Origin of the sequence: Streptomyces sp. NPDC057638 (assembly GCF_042800315.1) — a bacterium.
GTDB lineage: Bacteria > Actinomycetota > Actinomycetes > Streptomycetales > Streptomycetaceae > Streptomyces.
The window spans coordinates 25617-48528 of sequence record NZ_JBHVHF010000008.1; the positions used below are offsets into that span (position 1 = coordinate 25617).

At 73.0% G+C, this 22912-nt stretch carries 14 protein-coding genes; 4 read left to right on the forward strand and 10 right to left on the reverse strand.

What is annotated here, in order from left to right:
• Window position 1: 1 nt before the first annotated feature.
• Entirely contained in the window at window positions 2-1576 is a 1575-nt protein-coding gene (locus tag ACFVIM_RS02285) for a hypothetical protein (RefSeq protein ID WP_384297422.1), read from the reverse strand.
• The gene (locus tag ACFVIM_RS02290) at window positions 1573-3021 is read right to left on the reverse strand and encodes a cytochrome P450 (protein ID WP_384297424.1); all 1449 of its coding nucleotides are present in this window, start codon (window positions 3019-3021) and stop codon (window positions 1573-1575) included. Before ACFVIM_RS02290 ends, ACFVIM_RS02285 begins: the two co-directional genes overlap by 4 nt.
• A 530-nt stretch (window positions 3022-3551) precedes the next feature.
• On the opposite strand from ACFVIM_RS02290, the gene ACFVIM_RS02295 reads away from it, so the two are divergent.
• Together ACFVIM_RS02295 and ACFVIM_RS02300 are read left to right on the forward strand one after the other, a co-directional pair.
• Entirely contained in the window at window positions 3552-4334 is a 783-nt protein-coding gene (locus ACFVIM_RS02295) for a 3-hydroxybutyrate dehydrogenase (RefSeq protein ID WP_384297425.1), read from the forward strand.
• 9 nt (window positions 4335-4343) lie between these two features.
• On the forward strand, window positions 4344-6365 hold the full coding sequence (locus ACFVIM_RS02300) for a helix-turn-helix domain-containing protein (protein ID WP_384297426.1): 2022 nt from the start codon (window positions 4344-4346) through the stop codon (window positions 6363-6365).
• Between the two features lie 165 nt (window positions 6366-6530).
• On the opposite strand, the gene ACFVIM_RS02305 is transcribed toward ACFVIM_RS02300, so the two are convergent.
• The 8 genes from ACFVIM_RS02305 to ACFVIM_RS02340 form a co-directional block, all read right to left on the reverse strand.
• Entirely contained in the window at window positions 6531-7958 is a 1428-nt protein-coding gene (locus ACFVIM_RS02305; RefSeq protein ID WP_384297427.1) for an MFS transporter, read from the reverse strand.
• Between the two features lie 220 nt (window positions 7959-8178).
• Window positions 8179-10941 carry a SpoIIE family protein phosphatase gene (locus ACFVIM_RS02310; RefSeq protein ID WP_384297428.1) on the reverse strand — a complete coding sequence of 921 codons (2763 nt, stop codon included), beginning with the start codon at window positions 10939-10941 and terminating at the stop codon, window positions 8179-8181.
• A 332-nt stretch (window positions 10942-11273) separates the two neighbouring features.
• Window positions 11274-14732, reverse strand: coding sequence for a S8 family serine peptidase (locus tag ACFVIM_RS02315; RefSeq protein WP_384297429.1), 3459 nt, complete (start codon window positions 14730-14732; stop codon window positions 11274-11276).
• A 291-nt stretch (window positions 14733-15023) separates the two neighbouring features.
• Window positions 15024-16487 (reverse strand): hypothetical protein, encoded by a 1464-nt coding sequence (locus ACFVIM_RS02320; RefSeq protein ID WP_384297431.1) that lies wholly within the window; start codon window positions 16485-16487, stop codon window positions 15024-15026.
• The gene (locus ACFVIM_RS02325) at window positions 16484-18472 is read right to left on the reverse strand and encodes a hypothetical protein (protein ID WP_384297432.1); all 1989 of its coding nucleotides are present in this window, start codon (window positions 18470-18472) and stop codon (window positions 16484-16486) included. Before ACFVIM_RS02325 ends, ACFVIM_RS02320 begins: the two co-directional genes overlap by 4 nt.
• Window positions 18469-19245 (reverse strand): toll/interleukin-1 receptor domain-containing protein, encoded by a 777-nt coding sequence (locus ACFVIM_RS02330; RefSeq protein WP_384297434.1) that lies wholly within the window; start codon window positions 19243-19245, stop codon window positions 18469-18471. Before ACFVIM_RS02330 ends, ACFVIM_RS02325 begins: the two co-directional genes overlap by 4 nt.
• A gap of 197 nt (window positions 19246-19442) precedes the next feature.
• Window positions 19443-19811 carry a hypothetical protein gene (locus tag ACFVIM_RS02335; RefSeq protein WP_384297435.1) on the reverse strand — a complete coding sequence of 123 codons (369 nt, stop codon included), beginning with the start codon at window positions 19809-19811 and terminating at the stop codon, window positions 19443-19445.
• Window positions 19812-19961: 150 nt separating this feature from the next.
• The gene (locus ACFVIM_RS02340) at window positions 19962-20684 is read right to left on the reverse strand and encodes a helix-turn-helix domain-containing protein (RefSeq protein ID WP_384297436.1); all 723 of its coding nucleotides are present in this window, start codon (window positions 20682-20684) and stop codon (window positions 19962-19964) included.
• 224 nt (window positions 20685-20908) lie between these two features.
• Between ACFVIM_RS02340 and ACFVIM_RS02345 the strand changes: the two genes are divergently transcribed.
• Complete coding sequence (locus ACFVIM_RS02345) at window positions 20909-21781, forward strand: alpha/beta fold hydrolase (protein ID WP_384297437.1); 873 nt, start codon at window positions 20909-20911, stop codon at window positions 21779-21781.
• 224 nt (window positions 21782-22005) lie between these two features.
• On the forward strand, window positions 22006-22767 hold the full coding sequence (locus ACFVIM_RS02350; protein WP_384297439.1) for a thioesterase II family protein: 762 nt from the start codon (window positions 22006-22008) through the stop codon (window positions 22765-22767).
• The last annotated feature ends 145 nt before the right edge of the window (window positions 22768-22912 follow it).

The following is a 22912-nucleotide window of genomic DNA, read 5'->3' on the forward strand; positions in this document are numbered from 1 at the left end:
CTCACCTTCCGTTCGGTTGTCGGCCCATGGCGTCATCGCAGGCGGGGCCGGAGGAGGGATGAGGGCCGGAGACGGGGCGGGCGGCGTCGGGGGCGGTACGGCGTACGGGGAGGCCGACGCGGGTCCGGGTGCCGTCGCGCGGTCCGCCCCGGCCCGACGCGTCAGGCTCTCCCCGGTCGGCGGCGCTCCCACGGCCGAGGGACGGTTCCCCACCGTGGAAGGTCGGTTCCAGGCCGTGGAAGGTCGGTTCCCCACCGTGGAGGGTCGGTTCCAGGCCGTGGAAGGTCGGTTCCTGGCCGCCGGGTGTCGGATCCAGAGAGGCGAGAGTCGGTTCCAGATAGGCCGGGACGCCTCGCTCGCGCTCCGCGTACCGCAGGGTGGCGCGGGACCAGTCGAGGTTGCCGCGCATCCAGGACTCCATGCCCGCGAGACAGCGGACGAGAGCCGCGCGGTGCCCGGGGAAGACGGTCAGCAGCCGCTGGCGCAGCAGCCGGTACCGGCGGGTCTGGGCGGCGATGGCGTCGGCCGTGTGGTCCATGGCCTCCCGGCGGGTCAGCCCCCGCGCGGTGGCGACCACGGTGACGAGGTTGTGGTACTCGCCCAGGGCGGTCTCCTTGCCGTACGAGTACCAGTCGTTGGTCCAGGCGACGACGTCGGAGGCGGCGCACAGGGTGGTCTGGAACTCCTCGCCGGCATGGATGTGATCGGGTATCTCGGCACCGGTGACGACGTCGATCAGGTCCATGCAGACGAAGACGGCGCCGGTGTGCCGCCGCCGCTCGATGTACTCGGCCTCCCCGGGCACCACGCCCGCGACCCGGTTGGCCGCCTCCCAGCAGGCCGCGTCGAGACAGGCGGTCAGATGACGGGTGAACCGGTCCCGCCAGCGCGGTCCGCACCGGGGCGCGGTGCGGTGCCACAGATCACGCAGGGCCAGCAGCAGCGGGGGTCCGGACTCGCCCGGCCGCACCGGCGTCCCGGGCCCGGCGAGGACATCGAGAAGCGTGGCGGCCGCGGTGCGGGCGGCGGTCAGATCACGGCCGACATGGCCGTCGTCGAGCTGGTCGTCCACCAGGAAGAGCCAGCCGAACCAGTCGGCGATCAGACAGAGACACTCCAGGTCGGCGGTGGGGTAGGTGACAGCGGCGAACTCACCGAACCCGGCCCGCTCGAAACGCTCCCGGGCGACCCGCTCACGTACGACGCCGAAGCGGGCCACCCAGGCGTCGAGATGGGTGGCCGCCTGCCGGGCGTAGGGACTGATCCGGGAGGGGAAGGGGCAGCGGATCGGCTGCGGGAGCGAGGAGGGGCCCTGGTGGGGTGGGGGGCGGTCGGCCCGGCCGCCCTCTCCCACCGGGGGGTGGTCGGCGCGCGGGAGCGGGTCGCCGTGGCGCGCGCCGGGCCGGCCGGCGCGGGGCGATGAGCCGCCGTCACCCGGCAGAAGACGGTCACCGCCGGACGACGAACCACCCTCACCCGACAGGAGACGGTCACCGCCGGACGACGAACCACCCTCACCCGACAGGAGACGGTCAGCGCCGGACAGGGCGCCGTCGTCGTCGCAGTGGCTGCTCATCGCGGCCACACCTCCAGCGGGACGCCGCCGTCGGGATGGAGGGTGATCAGTGGTCGGGGCCGTACCCGGGAACGTCCGGACGGCAGGGTGAAGCGGAAGCGCTGGACGATGGTGACCAGGACGAGATGGAGCTCGGTGAGCGCGAAGTGCTGGCCGATGCAGATCCGCTCCCCGCCGCCGAAGGGCATATACGCATGGCGATGACGGCCCTCGGAGCGCCCGGGTGCGAACCGTTCGGGGCGGAAGGAGTCGGGGTCGTCCCAGAGGTCGGGGTGGCGGTGCAGGACATAGCTGTTGAGGTAGATGTTGGCGTGGGCGGGCACGTCGTAGCCCCGGATGGTGTCGGGCCCCTTGGCGCGCCGCATGAACTGCCAGGCGGGCGAGTACAGACGTAAGGTCTCCTCGACCACCCAGCGCGCGTACGGGGTCCGCGCCATGTCCTCGAACCCCGGCACCCGTCCGCCGAGCGCCAGATCGGCCTCCTCGGTGAGCCTGCGCGCCTCCTCCGGGTGGCCGGCGAGCAGCCAGAAGATCCAGGAGAGCGCGTTGGTGGTGGTCTCGTAGGCGCCCACGACCAGGTTGAGCACCTCGTGGTGGAGCTGTTCCGCCGCCATCCGCGAGCCGTCGTTCTCGTCGACGGCGTCCATCAGCAGACCGAGCAGATCCGGCGCCTCGGCGGCCTCGTTCGGCTCGGGGGGCTGGGGGGTGCTGGAGTGGTCAGCGGAGGGCGTCCCCGCGCGCCCGGCGGCACGGCGGTGGACGAACGAGGCGATGAAGGAGTCCATCCGGTCGATGGCCCGCCGCAGTCGGCGATGGGCGGGGGTGGGCACCGACAGCGGCGGGAACGGGAAGGTGAAGAAGCGGCCGAGGATGTCGTTGGCCTCGGTGAAGGCGTCGGCGAAGTCCCGCGCCGCCTCCCCGACCCTGGCACTGAACAGGGACCGGTTGACGATACGCAGCGCCAGCTCGCCGAACTCCCGGTGGACGTCGATCACGGCGCCCCGGGGACGGTCGCGCTCCCAGCGGTCCAGCATCCGGGTGGTCTCGTCGGTCATCGTCGCGGCGAACCGCGCGACGACGGCGGGCCGGAAGGAGGGCTGCATCAGCCTGCGCTGACGCTGCCACAGCTCCCCGCCGGGCGTGCCGATCAGCCCGTCCCGCAGCACCGGTCGCACCAGCCGGTAGAGCAGCGCGTCCTTGTCATAGTTGGCCCGGTTCTCCACCAGTACCCGGTAGATGTCGTCCGGATGGTTGAGCATGATCATCGGGATGCCGAAGATCCGGAACCGCAGGACGTCCCCGTGGGTCCTGGCCGCCCACTGGAGGAAGGCCAGCTGATCCCGGCGGAAACTCATGCCGTCCCTGATCCGGTCGGTGAACCGGACGGCCGGTACGGCCCGCCCTCGCCCCGTCCGGTCACCACCCTGTCTCAGTTCTGACGCCATACGTGTCTCACTCCTCGATCCAGGTGGGCGCCGTTCACTACCCGGCGTCTGAACGCCGCTGGTCAGACGCCGTGACACCCGGGACCCCGCACCGGGCGCACGACCGGAGGCCGTGACACAGATGACCACGGTTCGTCCTGACCGATGGTTCAGTGAGGAACGAGAGTGGTCCGATACGGACCGGTGGACCGGTGGACCGGTGGACCGGTGGACCGGGGTGAGTGTCTCCGTCGGACCCGGGGTGACCGCGCCGCGTCCTGTGGCCGGGGTGGATCGCGCCGCGTTCGCCAGACCCGCCTGGTCATGTCCGCCGGACCCGGGCCCCGCGCCTCTGTCCGTTCCCGCCGACCGCCGGGCCACCCGCCAGACCCGCGCGGCCATGTCCGCCGACCCCGGGCCCCGCGCCTGACCCGCCAGACCCGTGTGGTCACGCCTCCCGTGGTCCATGGCGGCCGACACCACAGCAGGCGCGCCTTCTGTGGGGCACACCCCCATCAGCGTGGACCCCGGCGCTCCCTACGATGCGGCACATGTCCACTCCACCCGCTCCGCTCGCCCTGGACCTCCACGGCCGTACCGCCCTCGTCACCGGCGCCGCCAGCGGTATCGGCCGGGCCTGCGCCCTGCGGCTCGCGGAGGCGGGCGCCCGGGTCAGGGCGGTCGACCGGGACGCCGCCGGGCTGGCCGCCCTCACACTTCCGGCGACGGCCGCCGGGAGCATCGAACCGCTCGTACTGGACCTCACCGATCTCGCGGCGGCCGAAGCGGCCGCCCACGGTGTCGACGTCCTCGTCAACAACGCCGGGTTCCAGCGGGTCAGTCCCCTGGAGGAGTTCCCGCCCGAGGTCTTCCACACCATGCTGACCGTGCTGCTCGAAGCGCCGTTCCGGCTGATCAGAGGGGCACTGCCGCATATGTACGGTCAGGAGTGGGGCCGGATCGTCAACATATCGTCCGTCCACGGGCTGCGCGCCTCGCCCTACAAGTCGGCCTATGTGGCCGCCAAGCACGGGCTGGAGGGCCTGTCGAAGACCGCCGCCCTGGAGGGCGCGCCGCACGGCGTCACCTCCAACTGTGTGAGTCCCGGCTATGTGCGCACCCCCATCGTGGAGCGGCAGACCGCCGACCAGGCCGCCGCCCACGGCATCCCCGAGGAGCGGGTGCTGACCGAGGTGCTGCTGCGGGACACCGCCGTCAAGCGGCTGCTGGACGCGGCCGAGGTCGCCGAGGCGGTCTGCTACCTCTGCTCGCCGCAGGCGTCGTTCGTCACGGGTACCTCGCTCGTCCTCGACGGAGGCTGGACCGCGCACTAACGTCCAGACATGCCCCACCTCGATGATCACACCGCGCTGAGTCTGGAGTACCTGGAGCTGCTGGCGCGCGGCGCCGCAGCCGAGGCCTACGACCGGCCCGGGCTGCTGGCCCGCGCCGACGGCGCGGACGAGGCCACCCTGGCCGCCCTGGAGCGGAGCCGCCGGCTCGCGCTGGGGGTCCGGGCCGAGCTGGAGGAACGCCGCCGCCGTGAGGCCGAGCTGTCCGCGCTCTACGCCACCGCCCACGATCTCGCCGGGCTGCGCGACCTCGACGCGGTGCTGCGGGCGATCGTGCGCCGGGCCCGCTCGCTGCTGGGGACCGAGGTGGCCTATCTCAGCCTCAACGACCCGGTCGCGGGTGACACCTATATGCGGGTCACCGAGGGTTCGGTCGCGGCCCGCTTCCAGCAACTGCGCCTGGGGATGGGTGAGGGCCTGGGCGGTCTGGTGGCGCAGACGGCCCGCCCGTATGTGACGGCGGACTACTTCGCCGACGACCGCTTCCAGCACACCGACGCGATCGACGCGGGAGTACGGGACGAGGGCCTGGTCGCCATCCTCGGGGTGCCGCTCACCCTCGGCAGCGCGGTCATCGGCGTCCTGTTCGCCGCCGACCGGCACACCCGGGTCTTCGGCCGGGACCAGATCGCCCTCCTCGGCTCCTTCGCGGCACACGCCGCCGTCGCCCTGGACACCGCCCGGCTGCTGGCCGAGACCCGCGAGGCGCTCTCCCGGCTGGAGCGCGCCAACGAGATCGTGCGCGACCGGGGCCTGGTCATCGAGCGCGCCTTCGACGTCCATGACCGGCTCACCGAACTCGTCCTGCGCGGCGGTGGGGTGCCGGAGGTGACCGAGGCGGTCGCCGGGGTCCTCGGCGGCGAGGTCACCTTCACCGAGCACCCGCCCACCCGGGACGGCGGCACCGAGGACGGCGACGGCGGCGACGGCATCGGGGACGGCGGTGGCGGAGACTCCGCGCGGGGCCGTGCGGTGCGCCATGGGCGGGACTGGGTCGCCGAGGTCAGCGCGGGCGGCGAACGGCTCGGCGCGCTCGTGCTGCGCGGACGCCCCCGGCTCGACCCGGTCGACCGCCGCACCCTGGAACGCGCGGCGATGGTGACCTCGCTGCTGCTCCTCGCCCGCCGCAGCGCGGGTGAGGCCGAACAGCGGGTGCGGGGCGAACTCCTGGACGATCTGCTGGACGCGCCCGACCGGGCCCCGGGCCTGGTCCGCGAGCGCGCCCGCCGCGTCGGCGCCGACCTCGACGCGCCGCACGCGGTGCTCGCCGCGCATATCGGGCAGGCGGAGCACACAGAGCACACCCAGCACGCAGAGCACGCGGAGAGCGCGGAGAGCACAGAGCACGCGGCGAGCACGGACGGCAGCCAGGGGCGACGGCTGTGGTCGGCCGCCTCCCATCTCGCCGCCACCTCGCGGGGGCTCGCCGCCGCGCGCGACGGCGGCGCCGTGCTGCTCCTCCCGCTGGCGCCCGGCGAGAGCACGACGGCACTGGCCCGCCGTACCGCCGCCGATCTCACCGCGAGCCTGCGCGTGCCCGTGACCGTCGGGGCCTCGGCGGTGGTGGCCTCGCCCGCCGCCCGCGCCCACGCCGTCGGTGACGGTTACGCCGAGGCCCTGCGCTGTCTGGAGGCGCTGCGGCTGCTGGGCCGCGCCGGGGAGGGCACGGCCGCCGGTGAACTGGGTTTCCTGGGGCTGCTGCTGGCGGACGGACGGGATGTCGAGGGTTTCGTACGCGGGACGATCGGACCGGTCCTCGCGTACGACGAGCGCCGGGGAACCCGGCTCGTGGCCACGCTCCAGGCGTACTTCGCCACCGGAATGAGCCCCCTGCGGACCAAGGACGTCCTCCATGTGCATGTGAACACGGTCGCGCAGCGGATCGACCGGGTGGGCCAGCTGCTGGGGCGGGACTGGCAGTCCCCGGGCCGGGCACTGGAGATCCAGCTCGCCCTGCGGCTGCACACGATGACGGGGCCGGGCGGGCCGCTGCCGGACGCGCGGGGGCGGTGAGCGTCCCGGCGGGGCCGCGAGCGGGGGTGGCCGGGCCGGAACCCCCCGTACGCCCGGGGCCGAACGGCCGGGACCGAGCGGTCGGGGACGCCGCCGGTCCCGCCGCGGGTCCGTCGCGGACCGGCCCTGGAGGTCCGAGCGGTCCGGGCCGCCGTCAGCCGGTCGTCACCCCGCCGTCAGCCCGTCGCGGACCGGTTCCGGGGATGGGGATACGGTCGGTTCCGCGCCGCCACCGCTGGGCTCGATCGTGGCCAGGTCGCGGTGCCGGGTCTCACGGGCACAGAGGACCGCGATGACCGTCAGCAGCGCGGCCGCCATCACATAGAGCGCGATCGGCGTGCCGCTGTCATGCTCCGCCAGCAGCGCGGTCGCGATCAGCGGCGCGGGCGCCCCGGCCGCGACGGAGGAGAACTGGGCGCCGATGGACGCGCCCGAGTAACGCATCCGGGTCGCGAACATCTCCGAGAAGAAGGCCGCCTGGGGCGCGTACATCGCGCCGTGGAGCACCAGTCCGACGGTCACCGCGAGCAGCAGCGGACCGAACCCGCCGCCGTCGATCAGCCAGAAGAAGGGGAACATCCAGGCGCCGACGCCGACCGCGCCCATCAGATAGACCGGCCGCCGCCCGAGCCGGTCGGAGAGCGCGCCCCACAGCGGGATCACCGCGAAGTGCACGGCGGAGCCGATGAGGACCGCGTTCAGGGCCTGTTGTCTGCCGAGCCCGGTCTGTTCCGTGGCGTAGACGAGGATGAACGCGGTGATCACGTAGTAGCTGATGTTCTCCGCCATCCGCGCGCCCATGGCGATCAGCACATCGCGCCAGTGGTGGCGCATGACGGCGACGAGTGGCGTCTGCTCGGCGGCGGGAGCCCGTCCGGCGGCACGGGCGCGTTCGGCGCTGGCCAGCGCCTGCTGGAAGACCGGTGACTCGTCCACCGAGAGCCGGATCCACAGCCCCACCAGTACCAGCACTCCGGAGAGCAGGAACGGCACCCGCCAGCCCCAGGAGATGAACGCCGACTCCGACAGCACGGCGGTCAGCAGCGCGAGCACCCCCGTGGCCAGCAGTTGCCCGGCCGGTGCCCCGGTCTGCGGCCAGGAGGCCCAGAAGCCCCGGCGGCGGGCGTCCCCGTGCTCCGAGACCAGCAGCACGGCCCCGCCCCACTCACCGCCCAGCGCGAAGCCCTGCACCAGCCGCAACACGGTGAGCAGGACCGGCGCGGCGGACCCGATCGTCGCGTGCGTGGGCAGCAGTCCGATCGCGAACGTCGCCCCGCCCATCAGCAGCAGGCTGAGCACCAGCAGCTTCTTGCGGCCGAGACGGTCACCGTAGTGTCCGAAGACCAGGGCGCCGAGGGGGCGTGCGGCGAAGCCCACAGCGTAGGTGAGGAAGGCGAGCAGCGTGCCGACGAGGGGGTCCGAGTCGGGGAAGAAGAGCTTGTTGAAGACGAGCGCGGCGGCGGAGCCGTAGAGGAAGAAGTCGTACCACTCGATGGTGGTGCCGATCAGGCTGGCGGCGACGATACGGCGGAGGTGGGAGGGGGATGTGGGTGCGGCGGGCGGGGGTGAGGCGGGTACGGGTGCGGCGGGCATGGTCACCACTTCCGGGAGCGGGCGTCGGGGACGGGGCTGTGTGTCGCCACACGGTAGGAAGGCCGCCTCCGCCCTCCCATGTGTCGGGACACCACACTTGCGGCCCCCGCCCCCGTGCCGCGCCCACGCCCACACCCCGCCTCGCCCCCGTGCCGCGCCCACGCCTTCTCCGCCCCGCCCCCGTGCCGCGCCCACGCCCGGGTGTTCAGTGGGCAGGGCGCTACAGGTCCCAGGTGGAGAGGGGTGGCGGGGCGGAAGAGGCGGGGTGGAGGGTCTGTTCGGTCCAGATGACCTTGCCGCGCGAGGTGTACCGCGTACCCCAGCGGTCCGCCAGCTGCGCCACCAGGAAGAGCCCCCGGCCCCCCTCGTCGGTGATGGCCGCGCGCCGCAGATGCGGGGAGGTGGAGCTGCCGTCGGAGACCTCGCAGATCAGGCTGCGGTCGCGGACCAGCCGGACCCTGATGGGCTGGACGGCGTACCGGATGGCGTTGGTGATCAGCTCGCTGAGGATCAGCTCGGTGGTGAAGGCGGTCTCCGCCAGCCCCCATGTCTCCAGCCGCTCGGCGCAGGCGTTGCGTACGGGCGCGACGGCGGCCGGGTCGGACGGGACCTCCCACTCGGCGACCTGGTCGGGGTCGAGGAGCCGGGTCCGGGCCACGAGGAGGGCCACGTCGTCGGCGGGGTCCTCGGGCAGGACGGCCCGGAGCACCCGCTGGCAGGTCTCCTCCGCGCTCATCCCCGCCGTACCGGTCAGGGCCTGGCGCAGCAGGCCGAGACCGGTGTCGATGTCACGGTTGTGGTTGACCAGGCCGTCGGTGTACAGGACGAGGCGGGAGCCCTCGGCGAGTCTCAGTTCGACGGTCTCGATGGGCAGTCCGCCGCAGGCGCCGAGCGGGGGCGAGGCGGGGACGTCGAGCAGCCGGACCGTACCGTCGGGTTCGGCGACGGCGGGCGGGGGATGCCCGGCGCGGGCCACCGAGCAGTCGCCGGTGACGGGGTCGTAGATGGCGTAGAGGCAGGAGGCGCCGGTGACGTCGGGGCTGTCGTTGTCCGCCGTCCGTTCCTGGTCCATCCGGTCGACGAGTTCGTCGAGGTGGGTGAGGATCTCGTCCGGGGGCAGGTCGAGCGCGGAGAAGTTCTGGACGGCGGTCCGCAGCCGTCCCATGGTGGCGGCGGCGTGCAGCCCCTGTCCGACGACGTCACCGACGACGAGGGCGACCCGCGCGCCGGGCAGCGGGATGACGTCGAACCAGTCCCCGCCGACCCCGGCCCGCGCGGGCACATAGCGCTGGGCGACCTCCAGCGCGCTCTGCGCGGGCAGTCCGCGCGGCATGAGGCTGCGCTGGAGGGTGACGGCCATGGTGTGTTCCCTGGTGTAGCGGCGGGCGTTGTCGATGCAGACGGCCGCCCGCGCGGCGACCTCCTCGGCCAGGGCGAGGTCGTCCTCCTCGAAGGGTTCGGGCCGGCGGGAGCGCCAGAGGCTGGCGACGCCGAGGACCGCGCCCCGCGCGGTCAGTGGCGCGGCGATCAGCGAGTGGATCCCGTGGTCGAGCAACCGCTGGCCGCGCCCCAGGTCCGGGCTCTGCCAGTCGGTGTCGGCGCGCAGGTCGGGCACCATGATGGCCCTGCCCTCGGTGAGCCCCCGGGCCTGCGGGGTGGAGAGTTCGAACCGCAGGGTGGAGCCGGCACGGAAGAGGGGGTGGTCGTCGCGGACCGCCGCGAGGGCGACCCGGCGCAGCTCACCGTCGCCGCCGGAGGGTTCCTCGCCGCGCAGTACGGATGTCGCCAGGTCGACGGTGGCGTAGTCGGCGAACCGGGGGACGACGGTGTCGGCGAGTTCCTGCGCGGTGTAGGGCACCTCCAGGGTGGTGCCGATGCGGACACTGGCGTCGTAGAGGACCTTCAGCCGCCAGCGCGCGGCCTCGGCGGCACCGGTCAGGGCCAGCAGTTCGGTGGAGTCGCGCAGGGTGGTGACCGTGCCCCGGGGGCCGTCGGCGTCCTCGGTGGCGCGCTGGTTGACCGCGAGCGGGCGGCCCGACACATGGTGGACCTCGTCGGTCGCCTCCCGGCCGGAGGCCAGGAGTTCGGTGATGTTCGACGGCAGCCCCAGTTCCGCGACCCGTCGGCCTTCGGCGCCTGGCCTGAGTTCCAGCAGCCGGTACGCCTCGTCGTTGGCGAAGATCAGCCGTCGGTCGGGGTCGACGATGACCACGCCCTCGCGGACGGAGTGCAGCACCGCGTCATGGTGGTCGTACATCCGGGTGATCTCGGCGGGGCCCATGCCGTGGGTCTGCCGCAGCAGTCGCCGGCTCAGCAGCGCCGCGCCGGCCGTGGTGATCAGCACGGCGCCGACCGCGGCCCCGATGACGAGCGGAAGCTGTTTCTCGGCCATGTTGCTGACGCTGGCGATGGTGACTCCGGCGCCGACCGCCCCGGCGATGGTGCCGTCGGCCCGCTTCACCGGGACATAGGCCCGGACCTGGGGGCCGAGCGTGCCGACGCGCTCCTCGACGATGGTCTCCCCGGCCAGCAGCCGGGCGATGTCGGCGCTGCTGCGCTGCCCGATGCGGTCTTGCTGGGGGTGGGTGTAGCGCAGTCCGTCGCGGCCCACGACGACGACGAAGTCCACGTTCCCCTGTTCGCGCGCGGCCTCGGCGCGGGGCTGGAGGAGGGCCGTGGTGTGCGGGGAGTCGAGCGCGGGAGCGACCCCGGGCGCGTTGGCGAAGCCCGAGGCCATGGCGAGGGAGCGGCTTCCGGCCTCCTGGGTGCTCTCCTTGTGGGCGAGGACGATCAGCAGCAGGACGGCGCCCAGGGCCAGCAGCATCACCACGACGAGCTGGAGGACGAAGAGCTGCCCGACGACGCTGCGCAGGCTCAGCAGGCTCAGCAGCGAGGGCGGCGCGCCGGACCGGCGGTGGGCGGCGCGGCGCGCGCGCCGGGTGGAGGAGGGCGTTTCCCCGGATGAGCCCTGAAAACCCGACATGCACTATTTCTACCCTTTTCACCCGTGGTCGCTGCTGACGTGGCGGGCGCGGGTGTGGGCGTGGCGCGCGCGAGGCGCCGTGGGGCGCGGGGCGCGCCGTGTGGCGCGGGCGTCCGGTGTGGCGCGCGCGTCCGGTGTGGCACGCGCGTCCGGTGTGGCACGCGCCGTGGGGCAGGGCGCGCCGTGGGGCGCGGGCGCGGCTTGGGTCTTGGGACGCGGACTGAGGCACGGGCACGGGCCTTCGGTGTGGCGGGGGTGGCCCGCGCCCGGGAACGCCGCCCCCTGGACCCTTCCGGGCGATGCGCCAGGGGGCGGCGTTCGAGTCGGCCCGCTCAGCGGCCGTGGTACGCGTCGTGGAGCGTCACCGTTCCCGTGTTGCCGTCGGTGTCGACGACGCGGGCGCGCAGGGAGAGGGCCGCGCCACGGGCCGGGTTGGTGAGGGTGACGGCGGACCGGGTCACCGGCAGGGGCTTCCAGGTCGTCCCGGAGTCATCCGAGACCCAGACCTCCAGCGCTGCCAGTCCCCGCCCGGCGGCGGGCCCCTCCACCGTCACCGGGACGGTCTGCCGCTCCCCCGCCGGGGCGGTGCTGTCGAGCGCGGTAGGGACGCCGAAGCGGACCGTGGAGACCGGCAGCTTCACCTTCGCGCCGTTCGCGGGACGCTCGGACCTGAACGTCCAGGTGGCGTCCGTACGGCTGCCCGCGCGCGCCAGCTCCGGGGCGCGGGTGACCGAGGTCGACAGTGTGTAGCGGGCGTCCTCGGGGCCGACGGCGAAGCCCTCGCCGGTCAGCGGGTCGGTGTTCTTCCCCACGAGGGTCGTACCCCGGTGGAGGGTCGTCCTGACCGAGGTCAGCCGGGACCAGCCGGGGTGACCGTCCCCGTCCGCGAGGAGCGGGAGGGTGCCGCTGAGGGTGTCGCCCTCGCGGTAGACACCCATGCGCGGGCCGACCAGGGGCGCGAAGACGCCCGTGTTGAACCGTGTCCCGTACTCCTTGCCCGGCTGGTAGCGCCGGGGGGCGAGCCGGTATCCCGCGATGGCCTCACCGTCGAAGCCGGGGCGGTCGTTCTGCCCGTACTCCATGCTCCACTGGACCCGGTGGGTGGAGAGATGGACCGTGTGGACGCGTCCCAGCTTCGCCTCATAGGTCGGTCCGGTGAACGCCTCCGAGCCGTCCGCCGCGCTGAACACGCTCAGCGTCCCGGCCCGGCTGCGTCCGGGCGCGCCGAGTCCCACCCGTACGGTGGCGAACTCGTCCGGACGGAACGTCGTGCGGTATCCGGTCGCGAACCGGTCGCCGCGCTCCGCGCTGACGGCGTGGAACACCGTGCCGGTGCCCCGTGAGAACTGTCCGTGCCAGAACTGGCGGACCGAACCGCCGGGAACGGGCGGGCCGAGATGAGCCACCCGCAGATCCGCGAAGTCGTTCATGTGCGTGGTCATCCCGACGGCGCGCGAACGGCCGCCGACGGTGCCGTGGCGTTCGATGCTCATCCCGGCGTACGTGGGGCTGGTGCCCGCGAACGGCACGGAGAACCGGACCGGACGGGTGGTGCGCGCGTCCAGGGTGACGGTGGTGTCGCGCCGGAGGTCCAGCTGGGGCTGATGGATCTCGTCGCGCTGGGCGGACGCCGGGTCGGTGCCCGACTTCAGGCCGGCGCTGAGGAAGTAGACGCCCTTGCGCAGCCGTACGGTGACGGTGCCGTCCGCGCCGCCGGACACCTGGAGCCCCTGGTCCTCGCGCGACCACGGCACGATGTCCGCCTCGAACGCCGCGTGCGCGGCCCCCGTCCGGCCGACGCCCTTCAGTGTGAGGTCGTACGACTCGGCCTCCCGGTGGACGGACGCGGCCGTACGGACGCTCTGACCGCCACCGGTCGCGACCACCGTCACCGCGTGGTCACCGTAGGAGGTGCCACCGCGCCGGGAGTCCGCCGTCAGCGTCACGGACGCGGTGCCCAGGGCGGGCACGGTCACCTGGCGCGCGCTGAGGGCGAAGAGCCCGGCGGGCGCGGTGCCGGTCAGGGCCAGGGAGAGGGTGACGGGCGCGTCGGCGCTGTTGCGGTAGGTGATGCGCCGTGTGGTGGGCGTGGCGTCGGTGTGGGGCCAGCGCTGCACACCGAAGGCGAGGGAGGACTGCCGCGCGAAGACCGTCTGACCGAGCGCCCGGTCGACGGCGACCCGGCCCGCGCCCTGCTCGAACGGGGTGTTCCCGCCGTCCACCGCCGAGCCCATGAGGGCGGCCTTGAGCCGTTCGCCGCTCCAGCCCGGGTACTTCTGCTTGAGCAGCGCGGCGGCCCCGGCGGCGTGCGGCGCGGCCATCGAGGTGCCGGGCAGGGTGAGATAGCCGGGCGGATTCTCGCCCTCGCGGAGCGCCAGGGCGCTGCCGGGGGCCGAGGCGGCGGTGATGCCGACACCCGGCGCGGTCAGATCGGGCTTGATCGCCGCGTCGCCCTGGCGGGGCCCCTGGCCGGAGAAGTCGGCCCGCCGGTCCCGCTCGTCCACCGCGCCGACCGTCAGCGCCGCCTCGGCGGTGCCCGGGGAGTCGACGGACCCGGGGCCGAAGCCGTGGTTGCCCGCCGCGATGGTGAAGAGCGTGCCCGTGGCGCGGGAGACCGCGTCGACATGCTTCTCCAGCGGATCCTGGCCGGGGGTGTCCTCGCCGCCGAGGCTGAGGTTGAGGATGTCCGCGCCCCGCGCCACGGCCCAGTCGATCCCGGCGATGACCGAGGACTCCGTGCCGAGACCGGCGTCGTCCAGCACCTTCGCGGAGAGCAGTTCCGCGCCGGGGGCGACGCCGGTGAACCGGCCCTGGGAACGGGCGCCGCCGCCCGCCGCGATCGAGGCGACATGGGTGCCGTGCCCATTGCGGTCCCGGGCGTCGGGCGCGTCGCTGAAGTTGCGGGCCGCCCGCACCCGCCCCTTCAGATCGGCGTGGGAGTCGTCCACGCCCGTGTCGAGGACGGCGATGGTGACGCCCTTCCCCCGGTACCCGCTCTTCCAGCCCGCCGGTGCCCCGATCCGCCCCACGCTCGTGTCGAGCGAGGCCCGGCGCACACCGTCGAGCCAGACCCCCTCGATCCCGGGCGCCAGCCCGCGCTCCGTACCGGCCTCGCGGGTGAGCACCGTCCAGAGCCGGGCGGTGTCACGGCCGGAGGCGGCCAGGACCTCGGCGTTGAGCGTGCCGAGCGTACGGCGTACGGAGGTGTCCCCGGCCGCCCGCACCCCGGCGCGGGCGGCCACCGCCGCACCCCGGTAGCGGACGATCAGCGCCAGCCCCTGGCGGTCGGCGCCGCGGTCGCGGGTCCGGGCGAGATCATCGGCCCGGATCAGCTCGCGGACGCTGAAGAGCCGTGGATCGAGCTTCCCCCGCGCGACGAGCGGCGCCGCGTCCGACGGCATCACGACGGCCCCGCCCGCCCCGAAGCTCGTCCGCAGCGACACCCCCTCACGTCCCGCCCCGGTCCGCGCCCCGGTCACCCGGCCGCGCTCGTCGACGGTCACCCGGTCGCCGGTGACCAGCGTGAGCGTCCGGGTGGCACGGGCCGGTGCCGTCGACCGACCGGCTCCCTTCCCGGCCCCGGGCCCGACCGATGTCCCGGCCCCGGACTCCACGGACTCCACGGCCCCGGGCTCCACCGACTCCCCGGCCCTGCCCTCCGGCAGGCCGTCGGCCCACGCCCGCTCCACGCCGATGCCCTCGGCCGACGCGGGACCGATCATCCCCGCCGTCAGGGCCACCACCACCGCCCCTACCGACACCGCCAGCCGTGGTCGTCCCACCTGTCTCACGCCGCCTCCTCACAGACCGGGCGGGCATCCTCGCGCCCACCGCCGGAACCGGGCGCGTCCCCGCGCGCCCTGTACGGCCGTAGATGCGGAACACGATCGTCGGGTTGATGACGAAGCCGGGTGGCCGGATCTCGCCCTGACGGGGTGGCAGATGGCGGCACATAGGCGGTCACAGCACCTGAAAACCCTCAGTGAGCTGGGAGGATCATGTCGACGTCCCCGGTGGCGCGGGCACCCGCGGAGGCGCCCCGGATACCCCTGAGCCTGACCGAAAGCGCATGCCCATGGGCGTCAGGCGCCTCCCGCCCCGCCTTCAGGGCCATGGGGAATCGTCGCTCCCGCCTCTCCCTCAGGGGGCGTCCCCGACCCGCCGTCCTCACCGGGCTGGATGGTGGGAGTGCCCACCTCCGGACGGTAGGACGGTGGAGGCGGAAACGACAGGTCGCTCGTGGTGCCCGCGTTCCAAGGCACGAGGGGCGCGCCGAAGGAGGTGGAACCTCGCGTGCCGTCCGAGAGGTCCGTCGAACTGGCCATGGTTCCCGTGAAAGCGTGACCGGACTGAAGGTAGCCGTCAGACGCTTGAGGCGCGTCGGCCCGGGAGGGGACGGACGGCGCGGACGGGTACAGGGAGGGCCCAGCGCCCTCCGTAATCGGGCCTGAGGGCACCGGCGCGGAAGGGGCCTCTGGGGACGGCAGCGGGTCACCGTCACCGGCCGCGGTGTCCGGGGTATCGGTGGCGGGGTCCGGAGCCGCGGGGCGGACCAGCCCACTACGGAGATGATCGGCGGTATCCCTCAGCCCCGCTGCTTCCATCGATCGGGCGATGCGGTGGACGAGGACCATACGCCGATCGGACCCTTCGGTGAGACCGAGGTCATCCAGTACGGCGGTTATCCGGCCCACGACCGCCTGGTCTCCAGCCGCGTCAGCGGTCGGCCCCTCAACCGGGTGAACCGGCTCTGGCCGGGTCGGGCGCACCACGAGATGGCGGAAGATCTCGGGTACCTCGGTGTCGTTTGCGGCGGCGGAGACCTGCGCGAGCGGGCCGATCATGCCGACCGTCTTCTCGACATCGCCGTCGTGGCGGGCCAACCACCACACCACCGCGCTGCCCGTGCTGTTCAGCACCTCGTCGGCGAGATAGGTCCGCTGTTGCCGCTCGTACTGACGCTCGCGTTCACGGCTCTCCTCTCCCTTGCGGAGATCCCGCAACTTCGTCAGCCGGTCTTGGTCGTCGGGCGAGAGCGTGAGGGTGACATGAGCGACGCGGGAACACACCAGAGCCGAACCGTCCTGGTACGGGACGCTCAAGGCGCCCTCCAGAAGGCGGCGGGTGAAGTCCGTGTGGCCCGGATGCTCCTCACGGGTGATGGCCCGCGCCCGGTTCAGCACGGCCGCGGCGGCCAGACCCGGGAGGTTGCCGTAGCTGACGCCCGTGGCGCCATCGACGGGGTACCACCAGACGGCGGCGGAGAACAGGAAGTCGTACCCCTCCAAGGCACTGGGGAGCCGGACGTTCCGCACCTCGGTCTCCTGGTAGGTGGGCTGCCCCACCGGCTCGGGTGACATCGGCGGCGGAGCCGGAGACGGCTGCGGGGAACGCCCGCGTCCGACCACGACGAGCGCCGCCGCGGCGAGGACTACCGCCGTGGTGGCGCCCCAACGGACGGCGGACCAGTGCATGATGCCGGCGGGAATGCTGGGCAGCAGTCCACAGCAGATGACGATCAGTCCCTCTTTGCTCGGGATCTTCACGGGTTCTCTCCTGATTCGTATGGCCCGGCTCCGCCGTTCAGTACGTCGGCATCCTGAGCTCGGTCGATGCCGTGCCAGATCCGGGCGGCCATGGCCTCTCTGCTGGTCCGGCGGTGCGGTGGTGCGGAGCGGAGGGCCGCTGGCTCCGACCTGACCCACTCGCAGGTGATGACGTAGAGACGGTCGAGCAGATCCACCCGGCTCGCGGCGGCGGCGGGCAACACGTCCAGTGCGGGCGCCCACTCCTCCCGCTCCTCAGCCGCGGTGAGCCAGCGGCCCAGGGTCGATGACCACTCCTGCGGACGCCGCTGTGTCATCACCGCTTCCCAGGCGTCACGAAGCTCGCTCCAGGGCGGTTCGAAGGACAACTCCGCCGGTTCCATCAGCTCGGTGAGCACCTCCAGGTTCGCGGCATGGCGGTAGCCGACTCGTGGCCCCTGGAGAATGCGCTGGACCAACCGCCGGTACATCGAGGGGCCGCCCCGGCCGATGTCGAGCAGGTGCGCGCGGGCCACGCGGGTCTCCTCACCGCCGGGACGCAGTGCGAGATGGTGCAGTCTGACGAGGGCCTGTTCGGGGTGGGTCGCACCGATCACGTCCCTGCAGACCTCGGCGAGCACGAGGACCAGGTCGGGCGCGAGCCTCTCCCGCGCGGTAGCCAGCCGATAGATCTGTGAGCGGGTCCGTGCCCCGTACCGTTCATGGTGAAGGGCGTGCTCCAGCGCGGCGGCGGCCGCCGACCGCAGTGGTCTGGCGGGCTGGGTCCAGCGGATGGCGAGGTCCACCAGTTGCTGGGGTTCCCGGTGGGCGAGCGCTTGTTCGGCGAAGCGCGCGACCAGGTTCTTCCGGTCGTCGGCCGTGAGATCGGGGAGCGCGACAACGCCGCCGACCCACTCGCACAGTGCCGCGCGCAGATCCGGGAAGTTGGTCCAGAAATGTGTGCGAACCGCGCCGTCGTAGGCCAGCCGCTCGAAGCTGACCCGTCCCTCGTGGTCCCGGCCGATCCGGAGGGATCCCAACTGCTCACCGAGGTCGGCCTGCCCCAGTCTCGGGGTGGCGTCGGCCTCGTGCCGCAGCACGCTCAGCAGCAGACGGGCACCGTGGAAGACCGCGTCCGCGGAAGCTCCGCTGAGCATGGCCGCACTCAGCAGCAGCGAGCGGTCATCCGCGGTCCGGTGGGCGTTCACCTGCCGCGCCACCTCGTCGGTACGGTTGGTGACGGCCGCCACCGCCTCGGCGCACCAGGCGGTGAAGTCATCTCCGTACCGGCCGCTGTCCCGCGCCCGGCGCATCATCCCGGCGAGCGCCGCCAGCTCCCGCATGGGCGCGCCGTCGAGCAGTCCGCGCAGTTCGGGGACGGCCAGTTGCTCCGGCGTGTACGGGACCCGATCCACACGCAGGTGCTGGCAGAAGACCGACATGCCTCTGGGGCGGCCGAGCTGGACGACGAGCGGGGTGAACTCCGGGTCGAGGAGGTGCCCCTTGCCCGAGGGAAGGACGGCCACCAGCCGGGCACCATGGGTCTCGACCGTGGCCCGATGGGCGGCCAGGAGACGCTGGGCGGTGGGGTAGTCACCGTCGGAGACATCCGAGAGGTCGAAGAGGAACCGATCCCCGGCATCCGCTTCCGGCCCGTTCTCCTCCGGTTCGGTGGAGAGCTCCTCGAACCTCCCGTCCACCCCGTCGAGCTGGTGCAGCAGCATGGTCGCGGCGGCCCGGCGCCCGATCCCCGGCGCTCCGTCGAGCAGCACCACCGCTCCTGGGGCGGCCAGCTGTTCGACGGCCTGGTGGTAGTCGGACGGCGGTATGAACCGCCGGCTGAGCTGGGTCCGGTGCTCGCGGACGACCTGCCGGGGGTCGACTCCTCTTCTCAGCACCCGTCCGAGGTCGCGGGTGTCGCCCCAGCCGAGGACGAACTGGTGACCGGCCCCGGTGTGGACCGGTCCGCTGGCGGAACTGACATGGACACCCTGCGGCTCGGTCATCGCTCGTCGTCAGCGCGCCGTCCACCGCGCTCGAAGCGCTGCTCGACCATGCCGGAGCTGTCGCCCGCCGTGTAGTTCACACCTGTGTTGTCACCGGAGAACCGCGGTGCGTTGTACTGATCTCCCTGGCCCGTGTGGACCGGAGCCTGTGGCTCGCTGACAAAGGTGCCGGAGAGGTCACCGTTGAGGTTGCCGATGCCGCTCCGCTGCCGGATCCGTACATCACGCGCGGCCATCCGAGTGACCGAGGGCGCCTCCACGCCCGTCGGCTGCTCGTCATCGGTCGCACGGTCCCTGTCGGCGTCGGCGAGCTGGGGCACCAGGTTCGCCAGGTCATCCCCCAGACGCGCCAGGTCGGCATCCGCGTTCCGTAAGTCGAGCCTCCGGTACTGCCGGTCGGCCAGCTCCGCGATCCTTGGCGGCAGTGAGCGCCGGTTCAGCCGGGTGGTCCGGCCGACCAGGACCGGAATGACGAGAGCACCACTGTCGAACGCCTCCACGATCTCCCTCCGGGTCCAGTCGCTCGGGACCTCCAGGGCACGACGGCCATCGGCCAGTTTCGCCTCCGCCCAGTCCGGGCCGATGATGGCGAGGAGGACACTGCTGCGGCGTACCGCCGTCACCAGTTCGGCGGGGTACCGGCTTCCCGCGCGGATGGATTTACTGGCCCGGAAGACCCGCCCCTCGCCGAAGCGACGGGTCAGCTCGCGTTCGACCAGGGCGGCTGCCGCCTCCCCGTCGCCGGTGCGGTAGTTGATGAAGACATCGGGCATGATCTTCCCTGCTTTCCGGTGTGTGACTTGGGTGGAGACGGCCGCGTCGGACCGTAGACGTCGGCGATGGAAGGCGTCACGGACGGGACGGTCCGCGAGCGTTCGGTGTATGGAACGGACCGTCCGCGAGCGTTCGGTGGACGGACGGGACCGTCCGCGAGCGGGTGATGAGCGGTTGCCTGACACCGCCGTGCTCCTCAGGCCCGGCTCGGGCTGAGCACCTGGGCGAGCGTCGGCTGGAGGTCCCGCACCGCCCGGTTGGCACGGAATCGAGCAAGTTCCCGCGCGAGTCTGCGCACGTCGGCGTTGACCGTGGCGGACGGCACGGCCACGACCGTGTCGAGCAACCTCCCGGCGATCTCGCAGGAGTGCTCGATCTCCCCGGCCGCCGCGTGGGCGAGCGCCCTTCGCATGCCGTAGCGGGTCTGGGTGCGCAGGGCGACCGCTGGAATACGCGCGCACTCACGGTCCAGGGCCTCGGCCGCCGCCTTGGGTCGGCCCAGGTCGTGGAGGCACCAACCGGTCACCATGGAGACCGAATCGGGCAGATGGGCGCTACCGATCACCGGGTTGTCATCAGCCCGTGTGTTCTCGGATTCCAGCAGCTCCCGGACCCGGTCGAGACTGTCGCGACAGGCGCGTTCGTCGCCGCCGAGGGCGTGTCCCTGCGCCTCACGCTGAGCGGCCAGGCCGCGGATCCGACTGGGCGGCCCGTCCTACTGCGCCTGACGCGCGAGATGGACGGTGCCGAAGGCATCAGAACCATAAAGGGTGATGAGGGCCCGCCGGACCAAGGCGTAGGACGCGAGGTCACCGTCACCACCGGCGAGCGCCAGCTCGACGGCCTCCCTCGTCCAGTCGAGCGCGGCCCCGTTGTCACCGCCCTCCTGTGCCATCCATCCCGTGTACTCCGCGAAACGCGAGGCAAGCAGCAGCAGTTCGGCCGCGTCACGCCCACCGGCCCGCGTGGCGAGTTCGACAAGCGCGCTGGTCTGTGCCCGTAACACCGGGAGCAGGAGCAGCGGATCGGTCCGCTGGCCCAGCACCCGCATCTGATCGAACTGCGCGCGGAACGGTGCCGCCAGGGAGACCTCGCCCGTCCGGGCGTCCTGTTCCCCCGTGCCGAGGCCGATTCCGATGAGCGAACCCGTCCCGGTGGCGAGCATGTCCCGTCGGCCCATCGGCCTCCGCGCTCGCCCGTCCGCACCACCCGGCCGCCGCGCTTCGCCCTCCTCCGCGAGGTGCCGCAACCGCCCGTCCGCACCGAGAACCGCGTCGCACCTGCACGCCAGCTCGATCGAGGCCCGGCGCACACCACGCTCGACCTTGCTGAGGTAGCCCTTGTCGTAATTCACCGCCAGCGCGAACGCCCCCAAGGAGAGTCCCGCCTCGTGTCGCAGCCGCCGGAGTTCCGAGCCAAAACTGAGAACTATGCCCATATCAAGAGACCCTTCGAGCCATCAGCCGACCCCGGCCGGAACAGGGGCCGCGTCTCGCCCCGCCCGAGAGTCTGGCACGGGAAGCACTCGCGGGACCGGGACGCCGACGGGTTGCCCGTTGCCTGTCCTCCTCTCGGCTTGCGGCAGGACATCCACGCGAGTATGCGATACGATACGTCTCGTCTCGAATACTCGTGAGACGCATACCTGTCCTAAGGAGCACGATGGAACGCTTCGTCGACGTGGCACCCGATGTTCGCCTCTGGACGGAGGAGACCGGCGCCCCCGACGCACCCCCGCTGCTGCTCGTCATGGGTGCGCAGGCGTCCGGTCTCGGCTGGCCCGACGCCCTGGTGGAACGGCTCGCCGCCCGTCATCGGGTCATCCGGTACGACCACCGGGACACCGGACGCTCCACCTGGCCGTTCGAGGAGCGGCCCTACCCGCTGGACGCACTCGCCGAGGACGCCATCGCGGTGCTCGACGCCCTCGGCGTCGAGCGCGCCCACGTCGTGGGGATGTCCATGGGCGGGATGCTCACCCAACTCCTCATCGCCGACCGGCCCGAGCGGCTGCTCAGCGCGACGCTCATCGGGACCTGCGCGCTCAGCGGCACCCCGTACACCGCTCCCGACGGGAGCCGCGTCCCGCCCGCGGACCTGCCCGGAATCGACCCCCAGCTCCTCGAACTCTGGGCGCGACCGGTGGTGGACCGGGGGCGGGACGCCGAAGTGGAGCGTCGGGTCGAGCACTGGCGGGCGCTGGGAGGCGAGCTGATCCCCTTCGACGCCGCGTTCGCGCGGGCCCTTGAGGAGGGGATCATCGACCACACCGGCCACCACCGCACCAGCACCGCGCACGCGCGCGCCGACGCGTCCGGGCTCGACCGCACCGAGGGCCTCGCGGCGGCCACCGTGCCCACCCTGGTCATCTCCGCCCCCGCCGAACCCGTCTTCCCTCCCCCGCACCCCCAGCACCTCGCCCAGGTCATCCGGGGCGCCCGGCTGACAGAGATCCCCGGCATGGGCCACGCCCTGCCGCCCCAGGTCCACACTCCGCTCGCCGAGGCGATCCTGGCCCACACCGGGCATCGCTGATCCGGGGCACGCCCGTGTTCCGGCGGGTCCCGCGCGGGCGAGGGGACCCGGCACTCGCTTCCGTCGTCCGCCGCGATGAAGCGATCGTGGCGTGACGGCCCCGTGGCACCCGCCGTCGCCCCGCCGACCGCGGGTCAGGAGGTCTAGGGGGATCTAGGGGTTGGCCTCGCGCGCGCCCGTCGCCAGCATGAGCGGCGACCATGCGCCAAGGAAGGACCCCACCCATGCCGAATGCCACCACCGACACCAAGGACTGGGTGCGGCTCTTCCACCCGGTCACGGCACCCACGGCCCGGGTTGTGTGCTTTCCGCACGCCGGTGGCTCGGCCTCCTTCTACCACCCGGTCTCGCGGGCGCTCCAGCCGGAGATCGAGGTGCTGACGATCCAGTACCCGGGGCGTCAGGACCGGCGCGGCGAAGAGCCCCTCACCGATATCGCCACCCTCGCGGACCGGGTCTACGAGGCGCTGCGACCCGAACTCGAACGGTCGCCCCGGCCCGCGTTCTTCGGACACAGCATGGGCGCCACCGTCGCCTTCGAGGTGGCGCTGCGGATGCGGCGGGACGGGCTCGCCCCCAGCGTGCTGATCGCCTCCGGGCGCCGCGCCCCCTCCCACCACCGCAGCGAGGGCGTGCACCTCAAGGACGACGCCGGTCTGGTGGCCGAGATCCGCGGCCTCAGCGGCACCGACGCGCGGCTCCTCGACGACGAGGAGATGCTGGGCGCCATCCTGCCCGCGATGCGGGCGGACTACCGCGCCATCGAACGGTACGTCGGGGACGCGGACGCGGTCGTGGACTGCCCCGTCGAGGTCTTCGTCGGCGACAGCGACGAGCAGGTGACCCTGGAGGAGGCGCACGCCTGGGAGCGGCACACCACCGGGGAGTGCGTGGTGCGGGTGTTCCAGGGCGGGCACTTCTACCTCATGGCGCGGGCGGCGGAGACGACGGCGCGTCTCGAAGCGGCGGTCCGTACCCACGCCTGACCCGGCCCCCCCTCAGCCCGGCCCCTCGCGGGCCGGGCTCATATCCGTGCCAGTCCAAAGCCCGTGCCAGTCCATCGCCCATACCCGTGCACCGCCCCTACTGAGCCCGCGGCCGTGCGCGCGGCGCGTCTGGGCGTGGGCCGCG